The 15,993-nt window shown below is 70.9% G+C and carries 13 protein-coding genes and 1 pseudogene; 12 read left to right on the top strand and 2 right to left on the bottom strand.

Annotated elements, in window-relative coordinates; all coding sequences use genetic code 11:
• The first annotated feature begins 27 nt into the window (after positions 1-27).
• The 4 genes and pseudogenes from pheT to AC3CF1_RS31410 all read left to right on the top strand — a co-directional run bounded on the left by pheT (position 28) and on the right by AC3CF1_RS31410 (position 5,921).
• The gene (gene pheT, locus AC3CF1_RS31395; protein WP_488451883.1) at positions 28-2,574 is read left to right on the top strand and encodes a phenylalanine--tRNA ligase subunit beta; all 2,547 of its coding nucleotides are present in this window, start codon (positions 28-30) and stop codon (positions 2,572-2,574) included.
• A gap of 256 nt (positions 2,575-2,830) precedes the next feature.
• Positions 2,831-3,194: pseudogene (locus AC3CF1_RS31400) on the top strand (P-loop NTPase family protein); the annotation flags it as partial.
• 91 nt (positions 3,195-3,285) lie between these two features.
• Positions 3,286-4,227, top strand: coding sequence for a hypothetical protein (locus tag AC3CF1_RS31405; RefSeq protein WP_358004134.1), 942 nt, complete (start codon positions 3,286-3,288; stop codon positions 4,225-4,227).
• A complete protein-coding gene (locus AC3CF1_RS31410; protein ID WP_488451884.1) occupies positions 4,212-5,921 on the top strand; it encodes a M16 family metallopeptidase in 1,710 nt (569 codons plus the stop codon). Before AC3CF1_RS31405 ends, AC3CF1_RS31410 begins: the two co-directional genes overlap by 16 nt.
• Before the next feature lie 325 nt (positions 5,922-6,246).
• Here AC3CF1_RS31410 and AC3CF1_RS31415 read toward each other — a convergent pair whose 3' ends face one another.
• Together AC3CF1_RS31415 and AC3CF1_RS31420 are read right to left on the bottom strand one after the other, a co-directional pair.
• Entirely contained in the window at positions 6,247-6,957 is a 711-nt protein-coding gene (locus AC3CF1_RS31415) for a 5-formyltetrahydrofolate cyclo-ligase (protein ID WP_488451885.1), read from the bottom strand.
• Positions 6,958-6,967: 10 nt separating this feature from the next.
• The gene (locus AC3CF1_RS31420) at positions 6,968-8,134 is read right to left on the bottom strand and encodes a helix-turn-helix transcriptional regulator (protein ID WP_358004126.1); all 1,167 of its coding nucleotides are present in this window, start codon (positions 8,132-8,134) and stop codon (positions 6,968-6,970) included.
• Between the two features lie 368 nt (positions 8,135-8,502).
• Between AC3CF1_RS31420 and AC3CF1_RS31425 the strand changes: the two genes are divergently transcribed.
• The 8 genes from AC3CF1_RS31425 (at position 8,503) to AC3CF1_RS31460 (ending at position 15,934) form a co-directional block, all read left to right on the top strand.
• Positions 8,503-8,784, top strand: coding sequence for a hypothetical protein (locus tag AC3CF1_RS31425; RefSeq protein WP_488452151.1), 282 nt, complete (start codon positions 8,503-8,505; stop codon positions 8,782-8,784).
• Positions 8,785-8,921: 137 nt separating this feature from the next.
• Positions 8,922-9,923, top strand: a complete 1,002-nt coding sequence (gene argC, locus AC3CF1_RS31430; RefSeq protein WP_088947495.1) for an N-acetyl-gamma-glutamyl-phosphate reductase — start codon at positions 8,922-8,924, stop codon at positions 9,921-9,923.
• A complete protein-coding gene (gene argJ, locus AC3CF1_RS31435; RefSeq protein ID WP_328375913.1) occupies positions 9,920-11,092 on the top strand; it encodes a bifunctional glutamate N-acetyltransferase/amino-acid acetyltransferase ArgJ in 1,173 nt (390 codons plus the stop codon). The genes argC and argJ overlap by 4 nt, the downstream gene beginning before the upstream one ends.
• Before the next feature lie 55 nt (positions 11,093-11,147).
• Positions 11,148-12,053, top strand: coding sequence for an acetylglutamate kinase (gene argB, locus AC3CF1_RS31440; RefSeq protein WP_488451886.1), 906 nt, complete (start codon positions 11,148-11,150; stop codon positions 12,051-12,053).
• Positions 12,050-13,279 carry an acetylornithine transaminase gene (locus tag AC3CF1_RS31445; protein WP_354983693.1) on the top strand — a complete coding sequence of 410 codons (1,230 nt, stop codon included), beginning with the start codon at positions 12,050-12,052 and terminating at the stop codon, positions 13,277-13,279. Before argB ends, AC3CF1_RS31445 begins: the two co-directional genes overlap by 4 nt.
• The gene (argF, locus tag AC3CF1_RS31450) at positions 13,276-14,214 is read left to right on the top strand and encodes an ornithine carbamoyltransferase (protein WP_088947499.1); all 939 of its coding nucleotides are present in this window, start codon (positions 13,276-13,278) and stop codon (positions 14,212-14,214) included. Before AC3CF1_RS31445 ends, argF begins: the two co-directional genes overlap by 4 nt.
• The gene (locus AC3CF1_RS31455) at positions 14,211-14,726 is read left to right on the top strand and encodes an arginine repressor (RefSeq protein WP_088947500.1); all 516 of its coding nucleotides are present in this window, start codon (positions 14,211-14,213) and stop codon (positions 14,724-14,726) included. Before argF ends, AC3CF1_RS31455 begins: the two co-directional genes overlap by 4 nt.
• A complete protein-coding gene (locus tag AC3CF1_RS31460; RefSeq protein ID WP_088947501.1) occupies positions 14,723-15,934 on the top strand; it encodes an argininosuccinate synthase in 1,212 nt (403 codons plus the stop codon). The genes AC3CF1_RS31455 and AC3CF1_RS31460 overlap by 4 nt, the downstream gene beginning before the upstream one ends.
• The last annotated feature ends 59 nt before the right edge of the window (positions 15,935-15,993 follow it).

Below are 15,993 nucleotides of genomic sequence, written 5' to 3' on the forward strand. Positions count from 1 at the left end.
GAGACACGGGAACGGTGGTCTGAGGTCATGCGAGTTTCTGTCAGTTGGCTGCGGGAGTACGTCGACCTCCCCGCCGACCTGCCCACCGGTGATCTGGAGCAGGCCCTGGTCGACCTCGGCATCGAGGTCGAGTCCGTCGTGGACCTGGCCGCCTCCGTCACCGGTCAGCTCGTCGTCGGTGAGGTCCGCGAGATCGAGGAGCTCACCGGCTTCAAGAAGCCGATCCGGTTCTGCCGGGTCGACGTGGGTGACGCCAACGGCACCGGGGAGCCGCAGGAGATCGTCTGCGGGGCGCGCAACTTCGCCGTCGGTGACCGCGTGGTCGTGATCCTGCCCGGCGGTGTGCTGCCCGGCGGGTTCGCGATCGGCGCCCGCAAGACGTACGGGCACAACTCCGCGGGCATGATCTGCTCGGCGAAGGAGCTGGGCCTCGGCGACGACCACTCCGGCATCATCGTGCTGGGGCCGGACGTGACGGCCAAGCCGGGCGACGACGCGCGCCCGGTGGTCGGCCTCGACGACGTCGTGCTCGATCTGGAGATCACCCCCGACCGGGGGTACGCGCTGAGCCTGCGCGGCCTGGCCCGGGAGCTGTCGCACGCGTTCGACGTGCCGCTGCACGACCCGGCCCTGGCGCCCGCGCCGGGCGGCACCGAGACACCCGCGTACCCGGTGGAGGTCCGCGACACTGTCGGCTGCGACCGGTTCACCGCCCGCCTGGTCCGGGACGTCGACCCGAGCGCGCCCACCCCGTCGTGGATGCAGCAGCGGCTGGTCACCGCCGGCATCCGCAGCATCTCGTTGCCGGTGGACATCACCAACTACGTGATGTTGGAGCTGGGCCAGCCGATGCACGCCTTCGACGCCGACCGGGTCGTCGGGCCGCTGGTGGTCCGCCGCGCCGAGGCAGGGGAGAAGCTGACCACCCTGGACGGTGTCAACCGGGTGCTCACCGCCGACGACATGGTCATCTGCGACGACACGGGGCCGATCTCCCTCGCGGCCGTGATGGGCGGCGAGACCAGCGAGGTCGTCGCCGACACCACCACAGTGCTCTTCGAGGCGGCGCACTGGGACCCGGCGATGGTCGGCCGTACGGCCCGCCGGCACAAGCTGTTCAGCGAGGCCGCAAAGCGCTGGGAGCGGGGCGTCGACCCGGCCGTGGCGCTGGTCGCGTTGGAACGTGCCGTGCGGCTGCTCACCGAGCACGGCGGGGGCACCCCGGGCGCGGAGGTCCTGGACATCGACCACGTCCGTCCGCGTACCCCGATCACCCTGCCGGCGGACCTGCCCACCCGGCGGGTCGGCGTGGAGTACCCGCCGGCGCGGGTGGTCGCCCTGCTGGAGCGGGTCGGCTGCACCGTCGCGCAGGGCGTGGACCGGTTGTCCGAGGACCCGGGCGCGGTCGGCGTGGCCAGCGGCGCCGGGACGGCGCTGAGTGTCACCCCGCCGACCTGGCGGCCCGACCTGACCGACCCGGCCGACCTGGTCGAGGAGGTCGTCCGCCTCGACGGGTACGACCGGGTGCCGTCGGTGCTGCCGACCGCGCCCCCCGGTCGCGGCCTGACCCCGCGGCAACGTCGGCGCCGGGCGGTCGCCGGGTCCCTCGCTGAGCGGGGGTACGTGGAGGTGCTCGCGCACCCCTTCGTGTCGCCGGAGCTGGCCGACCAGCTCGGCCTGGCGGCCGACGACCCGCGTCGCCCCGCGGTGCGGCTGGCCAACCCGTTGTCCGAGGAGGAGCCGCTGCTACGCACCACGCTGCTCGGCCCACTGCTCGGCATCCTCAAGCGCAACCTCGGTCGAGGTCACCGCGACCTCGCCCTCTACGAGATCGGCGCGGTCTTCCACCCGCGCGTCGGCGCCGGCAGCCCGCCGGCGATGGGCGTGGACCGGCGTCCCACCGACGCGGAGTTCGCGGCCGCCGACGCGGTGGTGCCGGCGCAGCCGGTGCACGTCGCGGTGGTGCTCGCCGGCGACCTCGACCCCGCCGGTTGGTGGGGTGCGGGTCGACCGGCCGGCTGGGCGGACGCGATCGAGGCGGCCCGTGACGTGCTCGACGCCGCCGGGATCCCCGGCGAGCGGGTCGAGGTGCGGGCGGCCGAGTACGCGCCGTGGCACCCGGGCCGCTGCGCCGAGCTGCGGGTCGACGGCGCGGTCGTCGGGCACGCCGGTGAGCTGCACCCGGTGGTCGTCGCGGCGCTGGAGCTGCCCCGGCGCACCTGCGCGATGGAGCTGGACCTCGACACGCTGCCGCCGACCCCGGTGACGCCCGCGCCGACAGTGTCCGGCTTCCCGCCGGCGCTGATCGACGTGGCCCTGGTGGTGGACGACTCGGTGCCGGCGGAGCAGGTGCGCCGTGCGCTGGAGGCGGGCGCCGGTGAGCTGCTGGAGGACGTGCGGCTGTTCGACGTGTACTCCGGCGCGCAGCTCGGTGACGGTCGCCGGTCGCTGGCGTACAAGCTCACCTTCCGGGCACCGGACCGGACGCTCACCGTCGAGGAGGCGGTCGCGGCACGGGACGCGGCGGTCGCCGTCGCGGCGGAGCGCCTCGGCGCGACCCTGCGCGGCGCCTGACGGGATCGGGCCGTCCCCGCCCCGCGATCTCTCACTTTGCGGGTGTGAGGTTCGAGTCCCTGGTGGCGCACCAGCAATCATCTGGGCATTCTCCCTTCACGGGTGGGTGCCCAGATGTTGTTTTGACGCCCGCGTCAGCACCCACTCGACTGGCAGTCGACGCCCGCATACTGATCGGGCGCAACGACTGACTGCGCGGGAACGCGTGGCCGCAGACTCCGTCCCGACCGGCAGCCCGGAAAGGGTCCTCGTCCGCATCCGAGGCAACTCCGGTTCCGGTAAGAGCAGCATTGCCAGGGAGCTGCGGCGTCGGCACGGCCGGGGTTGTGCGTTGGTCGAGCAGGACTACCTGCGCCGCATCGTGCTGCGCGAGCGGGACCGGCCCGGCGGAGCGGGACCGGCGTTGATCGGGCAGACCGTGCGTTTCGCGCTCCACCACGGCTACCACGTGGTGCTGGAGGGCATCCTGCACGCCAGCCGCTATGGAAGCGTGCTGACGGGTCTGCGGGACGGTCATCGGGGCGCTCACTGTTCTGCTACCTGACGTGTCTCTGCCCGAGACCCTGCGCCGGCACCTCACGCGCCCTCAGGTCAACGACTTCACCGCGGACCACACGAGCGCTGGTACGCCGTTTGCGGCCTGATCCTGACGAGCCCACGGTGCTGTTTCTGGGTACACGACGAAGATGTTGATCTCGTAGGATGCCGGCCATGATCGTCTCGCCAGCCTTCCTCACGACGGATCCAACCGTTGCCAACCCGGAACTGGCGCCGCTGCTTAAGGCGGTGCGCTCAGGTGACTGGCCCGCCGTACGCGACCAGCTCGGCGCCTGTGTGGGTGACGCCCGAACCCGGGCGATCCGCGCTGTGTCACAAAAGGCCCCGACCGGCTTCCTGGAGTCCGTCGTCAAGGCAGACCCGGCGGACACCGCCGCAGCGGCGATGCTCGCTGACCGGCTCACTGAGAAGGCGTGGGTGGTACGAACCCGCAAGATGGCACGGGACGTCAGTCCTGAGCAGTTCAAGCGGTTCCACGAGATGCTCGCCGAGGCGGAACGGGTGACGGCGGACTCCGTGGCGCACGACGGCAGCGACCCCGCGGTGTGGACAGTGCGCCTCGTGATCGCCCGAGGTCTTCAGATGGGGGAGGCGGAGACCCGAAGGCGGTACGAGCAGGTCGCCGCACTCGACCCGCACCACCTGTCGGCGCAGAGCCAGCTGCTCCAGCAACTCTGCCCGAAATGGGGTGGGTCGATCGAGGCCATGCACGAATTCGCCCGCCAGTGCGCCGAGGCGGCGCCCGAGGGTGGCCACAACGCCGTCCTCATCGCCGAGGCGCACCTCGAGCACGCGTTGTCACTGCCCGGCCGTGGGCAGGCGTACCTCAGACGCCGGGAGGTGGTGGCCGAACTCCAGGAGGCGTTGGGGCGCACCGTCCTCCACCCGGCCTTCCAGCGCACCGCAGGCTGGGTCCACGTCTACCACTCGTTCGCCCTGCTGTTCGGTCTAATCGGTGATCGCAAGACCGCTCGGCCCTTGTTCGAGGCGACCGGGAACCTGGTCAGCGATTTGCCCTGGAGGTATTTCGGCGACCCAATCCCCGTCTTCCAGGAGCACCGCGCCAGGGCAATGCGGAAGTGGCGGTTGTGGTGATCGAGCGGACCGAGGTGGACGGCGTCCCCGCCGTCGTCGCCCACACGAGCGGCCCCGCCCGGGCCGGTCTGCTGTTCCGGGTCGGCCAAGCTGACGAGACGCTCGCCATACGAGGCATCACCCACCTGCTCGAACATCTGGTGCTACACCCGCTCGGCCAGGCGGATTACCACTACAACGGGTCGACGGGGAACGTCGTCACTCACTTTCACCTCCAGGGACCGGTCGATGCTGTCACCGACTTCCTCGCCAGCGTCTGCCGGTTCGTGCAGAACCTCGACGACGCGCGGATCGAGATCGAGAAGTCCATCGTTTCGACCGAGGAGGGCGGTCGTGTCACCGGTCCTCTCGATGACATGCCGCTGTGGCGCTACGGAGCCCGTGATCACGGCCTGGTCAGCTTTCCCCAGTGGGGCCTGCACAACGTCACCGCTGGCGACCTGCGCGAGTGGGCCGCGCGGTACTTCACCAGGGATAACGCCGTCCTGTGGTTCGCCGGCGCGGAGCTTCCCGCGGGGCTGAAACTCGACCTGCCGGACGGTGTCCGCCACCTCGTACCCTCGCCGTCGTCGGCGCTGCCCAGCACGCCGGCGTTCTTCGCGGGCAGCTCACACGCGACCGCGCTCGACGCGGTGGTCCGCGATCGCCCGGCGGGGAGAGTGCTCGCCGGGGTGCTGGAGCGCCGGCTCTTCCGCGCACTGCGTCAGGAAGCCGGCCTGTCGTACACGGCTGCCACCAACTACGACTCACGTGGCGACGGATTCGCCGTGCTCAGCGCCCTGGCGGACGCCCTGCCTGGCAAGCAGGACGCGGTGCTCGGCGGCTTCCTGGACGTCCTGGCCGCGCTGCGGGTGGGTCGGATCGACGAGGACGACGTCACATCGGTGGTGAGTCGGGCGGCCGCCGCTCTCGAGGGTGACGACGCCGACGCTGCCCGACTTCCCAGCGTCGCATTCCAACTGTTGACCGACCAGCCGGTCCTGGACCGCGACCAACTCGTCCGCGAGCTGAAAGCGGTCGACGCCGCGTCGGTCAGGGATGCCGCTGCCGAGGCGCTGGAGTCGGCGTTGCTCATGACGCCCCTCGGCACCACGGCGGAGTGGGCCGGTTTCACGGCTGCGCCTACCGGGTCGACCGCCGCGCCGGCACCGGCCGCTAGCGACAAGCACCACGCCTCTGGCGTCGATCCCGCGGAACGACTCACAGTGGGGCTGGAGCACGTCAGCCGGGTGAATCCGGACCGGCAAGCGACGACGGTACGGTTCGACAACTGCGCCGCGCTCCTCGCCTTCCCCGATGGTGGGCGCCTGCTGGTCGGCAACGACGCTGTCTCGGTACGCATCGAGCCGACGATCTATCGCGGTGTGGATACCGCAGCCATCGATGCACGGGTCCCCGCTCAGCGGCGTATCGCCATGCCCGCTCGGGAACCGGGTCAGATTCCTCAGCCGCGACGGCCGGGGACGAAGGGGGCCCAGGCGCCGCTCATTCGGACACGACAGCTGGATGTCAAGCAGAAGGTGACCCTCGGCGTCTTCGCGGTCCTCACCGTGGTAATGGGTGGCGTGGCCCTGGCCGTGTCGATCGCCATGGCCGTCGGGGCTACGCCGCTGCGCCCGCTCCCCGCTATCGGTGCCTGGATTGCTGCCGGCTACTTCGCTCGCAAGCTTCGTACCCAATGGACCGAAGCATGATTCATCGACTTTCTAGTAGTGCTTTGTTAGGTCGGTGTGTCGTGGGGTCATCGGGGCGGTCTGGGTAGTTCGATGGTGCGGTGACCCCTGACGAGCTTTCGGTTGTGCGGCAGCGGCTTGAGGCGTTCGCCGCGGCGCAGGCCGCGCAGGCTGATGAGCCACCACATGGCAAAGAGTCGGCCCTCGGCGACAGATGAACGTCGGTGCGAGATCGCGGGCGTGGCCGAAGTGACGCCGCACCGAGGGGCGTTCTCGATTGCATGGCATCGACAGTTGGTGCCATGACCGAGGAGCTTCAGCTACACGAGCCGGTGTCCTGCCGTCGTTAGGCGCGCAGTATGGGGATGCTGTCGAGCTGATCTTGACGGAGGTTTGGTCCGATGATGCCGGACGGCCGTCCCCGGTCGGGTCTGCAAACCACCACCTCGTTCGGCGTGACCGCGAAGTCGACGCTGAAATCGTGGTCGGCGTCGGGCAGTTCATCGTCGAGGAGTTGGGTCTGGTGGATCGTGGTGGCGATGGCGGTCTCGGTGGTGACGAGTCCGGCCTCGGTGAGGAGGGCGATCTCCAGGTCGGAGTAGCCGGCGCCCTTGCCGACCCGCACGCCGCTGCGGCGGCTGACAGCGACGCTGCCACAGACAATGAGGTCCACCGGATGCATCTCGTCGGGTCCGACGGTGGGAGCGACCTGCGGCGCACCGCTGCTCGTCACTGCGGTCTCGATCCGTGCGGTGAGGCTGGCGGGGTCGAGCAGATAGAAGGGCTTGGGTGTAGCGAGTCTCGGGACCGCCATGTAGAGCAGCTTGCCTTCCTGCAGGGCTCGTACCCGGACGGGAAGTTGGGCCCGGTCCGGGTTGCACTTGATCACTCGGGCCTTCTTCCATACGTCCAGTTCCGCGAGGCGCGCTGCGGCCTCTTCCTTGCCGACGAAGTCAGGGATGTGACCGTGCACGCCGAGTGGGGCAGCGCCGTCACGTTCGAGGAGATCCCATACCTCTTGCCGAACGGCGTGTTTGGCGCGGTCGATGTCGGTCACGATGGTGCTCCTACGGGCTCATGAGGGTGAGGAGTCGGTCGTTCACGTCCTGGACCGAGGGCTCGTCGCGCCAGGGGCGTAACTGTCGGGCGGCGGCAAAGGCGAGGTTCAGTCCACCCCCGGCACGGGTTCGCTCGATGACGTCGATGGCCTGCAGCAGGTAGGACGTTGCGGCGTCGACGTCGCGTTCAAGGATGCTGGCAAGGGTGAGATTGCCGAGTATGACGGCGGTGGATTTGCGGCGTGCGGCGATCAGTTGCCGGGCGTTCTCGAGCGCTGAGACGGCTTTGTTCGGCTTGTTCAGGGAGAGCCAGCAGGAGCCCGCCAGTCTCGCGTAATGACTGGGGCAGAAGATGTCGGTGGCTGGGTCTCGGGCGTTGACGGCGGCGAAGTGAGCTTCAGCGGTACCGAGAGCGTCGGAGCAGTCCCCGGCCTGACCGAGCATCGCGTGTGCCTCAGCCCGGTGCAGTTGGGCGAGGCCGGCAATGACGTGACTGTCGGTGTGGCTGACGGCGGCGGCGCGGGTGGTCAGGACAAGGCCAACGTTGGGTTGCTTCATGCCGTAGAGGGCGAGGTAGCTCTTGCGGAGCAACGCGTTGGCCTCGGTGACCGGGTCTCGCGTTTCCTGGGCTGCGCTGATCGCTTGGTCGAAATAGGTGGCGCTGGTGACATGGTCGCGCCGCTGCGAGGCGTCCCAGACGAGCTGACCCATCAACGTCGCGGACTCGGCGACTGCTGCCACCAGTTCGCGCTGAACCGGCCCGTTGCCGGCGTGCTGGCGAAGGAAGACTGCCTGACCGTGTAGTTGCCCGGCTTCGGCGAGCAGGAGCGTCGAGGGCGTGTGGTCGTAGCGCTTGTCGAGGCGCTGCACGCGCTCCCGCAGGTGCGCCACCGCGATCAGGTCGACGCGGCCGGGGTTGCGCAGCACGTAGCCGAGACGCTCGTCGGGCTGTGACGGTGCCTGGCCGACGTCGGCTAAGAGGTCGGCCAGTTCTTCGATCGGCAGCTTGAGGGCCGCGGCAAGACGCGGTCGGTGCCAGGGCTGCGGGTCAGTGTCCGCCCGTTCCCACCGCACGATGGTGGAGCGATCGACGCCGAGGGCCTCGGCGAGGCGTTCCTGGCTCAGGCCGATCGTCTTGCGGCGTTGGGCAAGCCGGTGCCGACGCCTGTCCGCCACCTACCGACTCCCTTCGCCGCCATCCGTCATGGTCCATTCATCCAGCTCACACTGCGTGGCGCAATGGGGATGCATCAGTTCTGCGCCGTTGCCGCGCTGGGCACCAGCGACCGCCGGGGCTTGTGTAGACGCAGGGCCGGAACGGGTGAGAGCAGAAGCCGCTGTGCAAGGTGTGGCGGCTACGTGGGCTCCCGCCCGTTCCGCTGCCACTCCAAGGCCGACCTACTGAGTGGGGGAAAGAAGTGAGCGCCCAGGAGCGAGACCGGCTCGATTCCACCGGAGCGTCTTCTGCCGCCCGGACCCACAAAGAGCCCACGCGCCTTACCCAAGCCCAACGCCTCGACTCCGGACCCAGAGAACACACCCCGCTGCGCCCGATCTGGCTCTGCCGTGCCTGCGGCCAACCCTGGCCCTGTGGGCGGGCGAAGCTCGCCCTCGTCACCGAGTACGACGGCAACCCGGTCAGCCTGTTCCTCTACCTGGCCAGTCTGCTCCATGACGCCATCGACGACCTGCACAAGCTCAACCCCACCACCACCGGGCGCGCCAGTGACATGTTCGATCGATTTCTTGGCTGGCCCGCCCGACACACCCGCTCCTACCGGATGACCGATATCGGCTCTCCGCAGCCGGGTGAGCCAGAAGCATGAAAGGCATCCCCGCTGGCCGGGTTTGGGGAGACATCTCCGTGCAATCCATCTGCTCATTAGCATGCACTTCACTGCATGAACTTGCACTCGCGAGTCGCCCTTGTTAATCTTCTCTGCATAGTCATGCGGAGGTGAGTATGGGGATCCGAGTCGCGGTCGCCGGTGCGAGCGGCTACGCCGGGGGTGAGTTGCTGCGCCTGGTCGCCGGGCACCCGGAGTTCGACCTGGTCGCCGCCACCGCGCACAGCCAGGCCGGGCACCGCGTCGACGTGGTGCACCCGCAGCTCACCGGGCTAGACCTGGTGCTCGGCCAGACCGACCCGGCGACGCTCGCCGACGCGGACCTGGTCTTCCTGGCCCTGCCGCACGGCGAGTCGGCTGCCCTCGCGTCCCAGTTGCCGGCCGAGGTGCGCATCGTCGACCTGGGCGCGGACCACCGGCTTGCCGACCCGTACGCCTGGGCGCAGTACTACGGCGGCACGCACGCCGGGCAGTGGACCTACGGCCTGCCCGAGCTGCCCGGTCAGCGGGAGCTGATCGCCGGCTCCACCCGGGTGGCGAACACCGGCTGCTACGCCGCGGCGATCACCCTGGCGCTCGCGCCGCTGATCGCCGACGGCGCGGCCAGCCCCGCCGACGTGGTGGTCGTGGCCGCCTCCGGCACCTCCGGCGCGGGTCGGGCGGCGAAGCCGCACCTGCTGGCCAGCGAGGTGCTGGGCGACCTGTCGCCGTACCGGGTCGGCACCCACCAGCACGTGCCGGAGATCAAGCAGGCATCCGGCGCGACCGGCCTGTCGTTCACGCCCGTCCTGGCGCCGATGCCGCGCGGCATCCTGGCCACGGTCACCGCGGTGCCGGCGCGCGGTGTCGACCCGCAGCAGGTGCTGGCGCAGGCGTACGCCGACGCGCCGTTCGTGCACGTGCTGCCGGAGGGCCGCTGGCCGCACACGGCCGCCACGCTGGGCTCCAACTCGTGTCACCTGCAGGCCACCGTCGACGTCGACTCGGGCCGGTTGATCGTGCTGAGCGCGCTGGACAACCTGGGCAAGGGCGCGGCCGGTCAGGCAGTGCAGAACGCCAACCTCATGCTCGGCCTGCCGGAGACGACGGGCCTGTCGATCTGGGGAGTCAGCCCATGAGTGTCACCACCCCTCGGGGGTTCCGCGCGGCCGGAGTGGCCGCGGGCCTCAAGACCAGTGGTGGTGCGGACGTCGCGCTCGTGGTCAACGACGGCCCGGACGCCGGTGTCGCCGGTGTCTTCACCACCAACCGGGTCAAGGCCGCGCCGGTGCTCTGGAGCCAGCAGGTCGTGCAGGGCGGTGTGGTCCGCGCGGTGGTGCTCAACTCCGGTGGCGCCAACGCCTGCACCGGCCCGGCTGGCTTCCAGGACACCCACGCCACGGCCGAGCACACCGCCGCCGCGCTGACCTCGGTCAGCCCACGGTTGATCCTCGGCGCCGGTGAGGTGGCGGTCTGCTCCACCGGGTTGATCGGTGAGCGGCTGCCGATGCCGAAGCTGCTGCCCGGTGTCCGCTCGGCGATCCGGCGGTTGTCCCGCGACGGCGGCGTGGCCGCCGCCGAGGCGATCATGACCACGGACACCCGGTCGAAGACCACAGTGGCCCGGGGCAGCGGGTGGACGGTCGGCGGCATGGCCAAGGGCGCCGGGATGCTCGCGCCGGGAATGGCCACCATGCTGTGCGTGCTGACCACCGATGCGGTGGCCGGGCCGGCGGCGCTGGACGAGGCACTGCGCGCGGCGACCCGGGTCACCTTCGACCGGGTCGACTCCGACGGCTGCATGTCCACCAACGACACCGTGTTGCTGCTGGCCAGCGGTGCGAGCGGCATCGAGCCGACTCCGGCCGAGCTGGCCGCCGCCGTCACCGCGGCCTGTCACGACCTCGCCCAGCAGTTGGTGGCCGACGCCGAGGGGGCGACCAAGCAGATCGCCATCGACGTGGTGGGCGCCGCCGACGAGGACGACGCGGTCGAGGTGGGCCGTTCGGTGGCCCGCAACAACCTGGTCAAGACCGCGCTGTTCGGCAACGACCCCAACTGGGGCCGGATCCTCGCCGCCGTCGGCACCACCGCCGCCGCGTTCGAGCCGGACGAGGTGGACGTGGCGGTCAACGGGGTGTGGGTGTGCCGGGGCGGCGCCGCCGCCGAGGACCGCTCGAAGGTCGACCTCACCGGGCGGGACGTGACGATCCGGATCGACCTGCACGCCGGCACGTCGGCCGCGACGATCTGGACCAACGACCTCTCCCACGCGTACGTGCACGAGAACTCGGCCTACTCGACGTGAGCGCGAGGAACGCAGCGCAGCGGAGTCCCGCAGTCGCGAACGAAAGGCCGGCACGGTGAGTCTCAGCAGCGACCTGACTCGCGCCCAGACCAAGGCGGAGACGCTGATCGAGGCGCTGCCCTGGTTGGCACGTTTCTCCGGCTCCACCGTCGTGGTCAAGTACGGCGGCAACGCGATGACCGATCCCGAGTTGCAGCGGGCGTTCGCGGCCGACATGGTCTTCCTGCGCTACGCGGGCCTGAAGCCGGTGGTGGTGCACGGCGGCGGTCCGCAGATCTCCGCCATGCTGGGCCGGCTCGGCATCGCCAGCGAGTTTCGGGGTGGCCTGCGGGTGACCACGGCCGAGGCGATGGACGTCGTCCGGATGGTGCTGGTCGGGCAGGTCGGCCGCGAACTGGTCGGGCTGATCAACTCGCACGGCCCGTACGCCGTGGGCCTGTCCGGCGAGGACGCCCGGTTGTTCACCGCGGTGCGCCGCCCGGCGTACGTGGACGGGTTGCCGGTCGACGTCGGCCAGGTCGGTGACGTCGAGTCGGTCGACGTGTCCGCGGTGACCGACCTGATCGAGGCCGGTCGGATCCCGGTGATCTCCACTGTGGCGCCGGACGTGGACGGGGTGCTGCACAACCTCAACGCGGACACCGCCGCCGCCGCGCTCGCGATCGCGTTGCGGGCTCGCAAGCTGGTCGTGCTCACCGACGTGGCCGGCCTGTACGCGGACTGGCCGGACACGACCAGCCTGGTCTCCGAGATCGCCGCGGACGACCTGGCGAAGCTGCTGCCCAGTCTGGAGTCAGGGATGGTGCCGAAGATGGAGGCCTGCCTGCGCGCGGTGCGTGGGGGAGTGCCGGCCGCGCACGTCGTCGACGGTCGGGTGGCGCACTCGACGTTGCTTGAGGTTTTCACCTCGGAAGGGTTCGGAACGATGGTGGTGCCGGAAGACGGGACGGTCGCGTCGTGAGCACGTTGTCGCAGCGCTGGAAGCAGTCCATGATGGACAACTACGGCACGCCGCCGCTGGCGCTGGTCTCCGGTGCCGGTGCCGTGGTGGTCGACGACGCCGGTCGCGAATATCTCGACCTGGTCGGTGGCATCGCGGTGAACGCCCTCGGTCACGCCCACCCGGCCGTGGTGGCGGCGGTGTCGAAGCAGGTCGCGACCCTCGGGCACGTCTCCAACCTCTTCGTCGCGGAGCCGCCGGTGGCCCTGGCCGAGTTGCTGTTGGCGCTCGCCGGCCGGCCCGGCCGGGTCTTCTTCTCCAACTCGGGCGCGGAGGCCAACGAGGCGGCGTTCAAGCTCTCCCGGCGTACCGGCCGGACGCACGTGGTGGCCACCGGGGGCGGCTTCCACGGCCGCACCATGGGCGCGCTCGCGCTGACCGGTCAGCCGGCCAAGGCCGATCCGTTCCGGCCGCTGCCCGGCGAGGTGACCCACGTCGACTACGGCGACGTCGCCGCCCTGGAGGCGGCCGTCTCCGACGCCACCGCGATGCTGATCCTGGAGCCGATCCAGGGTGAGAACGGTGTGGTCGTCCCGCCGGCCGGTTACCTGGCCGCGGCCCGGCGGATCACCGCGCGGCACGGCGCGTTGCTGGTCCTCGACGAGGTGCAGACCGGCATGGGCCGCACCGGGCACTGGTTCAGGCATCAGGCCGAGGGCGTGGAGCCGGACGTGGTCACCCTGGCCAAGGGTCTGGGTGGCGGTCTGCCCATCGGTGCCACGCTGGCCTTCGGCCCGGCCGCCGACCTGCTCACCCCCGGTTCGCACGGCACCACCTTCGGCGGCAACCCGGTCAGCTGCGCGGCGGCGCTCGCCGTGGTGGCGACCATCGCCAACGAGGGCCTGCTCGACAACGTCAAGCGGGTCGGCGAGCGGCTGCGCCGCGGCATCGAGTCGCTGGGCCATCCGCTGATCGCCGGCGTACGCGGCGAGGGGCTGCTGCTCGGTGTGGCGCTCACCGCGCCGGTGGCGGCGGTGCTGGCCGAGGCCCTGCGGGAGGCCGGCTTCCTGGTCAACCCGGTGCAGCCGACAGTGCTCCGGTTGGCCCCGCCGCTGATCCTCACCGCCGCGCAGGTGGACACCTTCCTCGCCGCGCTGCCCGCCGCACTGGACGCGACGACCCCGGCGGCCGCCGGCACGGCGGGCGAACCCTCCACGCTGACCACCACGACGGGGACGACTCGATGACCCGGCACTTCCTGCGCGACGACGACCTCTCGCCCGCCGAGCAGTCCACTGTCCTCGACCTGGCTGCGCGGATGAAGGCGGACCGGTTCGGCCACCGGCCGCTGGTCGGCCCCCGCTCGGTGGCGGTGCTCTTCGACAAGCAGAGCCTGCGGACCAGGATCTCGTTCGACGCCGGCATCGCCGAACTGGGTGGGCACCCGCTGGTCGTGGACACGCAGGTCACCCACTTCGGCCGGGGCGAGGCCCTCGCCGACGCGGGGCGGGTGCTGTCCCGCTACGTCGCGGCGATCGTGCTGCGCACCCACGGCGACGACCGGATCGCCGAGGTCGCGGCGGGCGCCAGCGTGCCGGTGGTCAACGCGCTCACCGACGGCTTCCACCCGTGCCAGCTGCTGGCCGACCTGCTCACCATCCGGGAGCGGTGTGGCGGCACGGCCGGTCGCACCCTGACCTACGTGGGGGACAGCGCGAACAACATGGCGCAGTCGTACCTGCTGGCCGGGGCGATGGCCGGGATGCACGTCCGGGTCGCCGGGCCGGCCGGGTTCGCGCCCGACCCGGGCGTGGTGGACGCGGCGGCCCGGATCGCCGCCGAGACCGGTGGGTCGGTGCGGGTGCTGACCGACCCGGCCCAGGCGGTACGCGACGCCGACGTGCTCGCCACCGACACCTGGACCTCGATGGGGCAGGAGTCCGACGGGCTGGACCGGATCACGCCGTTCCTGCCGTACCAGGTCAACAAGGAGCTGCTCGGCCAGGCCGCACCGGACGCGATCGTGCTGCACTGCCTGCCGGCGCACCGCGGTGAGGAGATCACCGACGAGGTGCTCGACGGCCCGCAGAGCGCGGTCTTCGACCAGGCGGAGAACCGCCTGCACGTGCAGAAGGCGCTGCTCACCTTCCTGCTGGACACCGCGACTGGGGAGTCCCGATGACCGCACCCTTGACCCGCGCGGCCCGGCACGCCCGGATCGTGGAGCTGATCCGCGACAAGGCGATCCGGTCGCAGACCGAGCTGGCCGACCTGCTCGCCTCCGACGGCGTCGGCGTCACCCAGGCCACCCTCTCGCGCGACCTGGAGGAGTTGGGCGCGGTCAAGGTGCGCGGCGGCGACGGCCCGGCCGTCTACCTGATCCCCGAGGACGGCAAACGGCCGTTGCGCGACGCCGAGGCCGCGCCGGCGCGGCTGATGCGGCTGCTGCACGAGCTGCTCAACGGCGTCGACTCCAGCGGCAACATCGCCGTGCTGCGTACCCCGCCGGGCGCAGCCCAGTACCTGGCCAGCGCGTTGGACCGAGCGGGCCTGCCCGAGATCGTCGGCACCATCGCCGGCGACGACACCATCCTCGTCGTGGCCCGCGAGGCCGTCGGTGGGGCCGCGCTCGGCGAGAAGCTCGCCGGCTGGGCCCGACGGGAAGACAACGCCGAAGGGAACACCGCATCATGACCGAGCGGGTCGTGCTCGCGTACTCCGGAGGGTTGGACACCTCCGTCGCCATTCCGTACCTGGCCGAGCAGACCGGTGCCGAGGTGATCGCGGTCGCGGTCGACGTCGGTCAGGGCGGCGAGGACCTCGACGCGATCCGGCAGCGTGCCCTGGACTGCGGCGCCGCCGAGTCGGAGGTGGTCGACGCGCGCGACGAGTTCGCCGCCGACTACTGCCTGCCGGCCATCCGGGCCAACGCCCTCTACATGGACCGCTACCCGCTGGTGTCGGCGCTGTCCCGGCCACTGATCGTGAAGCACCTGGTGGCGGCGGCGCGCAAGCACGGCGGCACGATCGTGTCGCACGGCTGCACCGGCAAGGGCAACGACCAGGTCCGGTTCGAGGTGGGCCTGAACGCGCTCGCCCCCGACCTGAAGATCATCGCGCCGGCCCGGGACTTCGCCTGGACCCGGGACAAGGCGATCGCCTTCGCCGAGGAGAAGGGGCTGCCGATCGACGTGTCGGCCAAGTCCCCCTACTCCATCGACCAGAACCTGTGGGGTCGGGCGGTGGAGACCGGGTTCCTGGAGGACATCTGGAACGCGCCCGTCGAGGACCTCTACTCGTACACTGCCGACCCGGCGTCGGACCGCGACGCCGACGAGGTCGTGATCACCTTCGACGGCGGTGTGCCGGTGGCGATCGACGGTGAGACGGTCACCCCGTACCAGGCGATCCTGGAGCTGAACCGGCGTGCCGGCGCCCAGGGCGTCGGCCGGCTCGACATGGTCGAGGACCGCCTGGTCGGAATCAAGAGCCGCGAGGTGTACGAGGCACCCGGCGCGATCGCGCTGATCACCGCCCACCAGGAGCTGGAGGCGGTGACCGTGGAACGCGACCTTGCCCGTTTCAAGCGGAGCGTCGACCAGCGCTGGGGCGAGCTGGTCTACGACGGCCTGTGGTTCTCGCCGCTGAAGGACTCGCTGGACGCGTTCATCGACGACGCGCAGCGGCACGTGAGCGGTGAGGTGCGGATGACCCTGCACGGCGGCCGGGCCACAGTGACGGGTCGGCGCTCCGAGGCGAGCCTCTACGACTTCGGGATGGCCACCTACGACACCGGCGACACCTTCGACCAGTCCCTGGCCAAGGGCTTCGTGCAGTTGTGGGGCCTGCCGAGTCGGATGGCCGCCGCTCGGGACGCCCGGCTGGGCGGTGGCGGACAGTGACACGTGCGAGCGCGCGGAGTGAGAGAGCGCAGCGAGTGAGCCCCGCAGTCGCGAGCGAA

The organism is Micromonospora sp. MGP-C2, assembly GCF_057766525.1.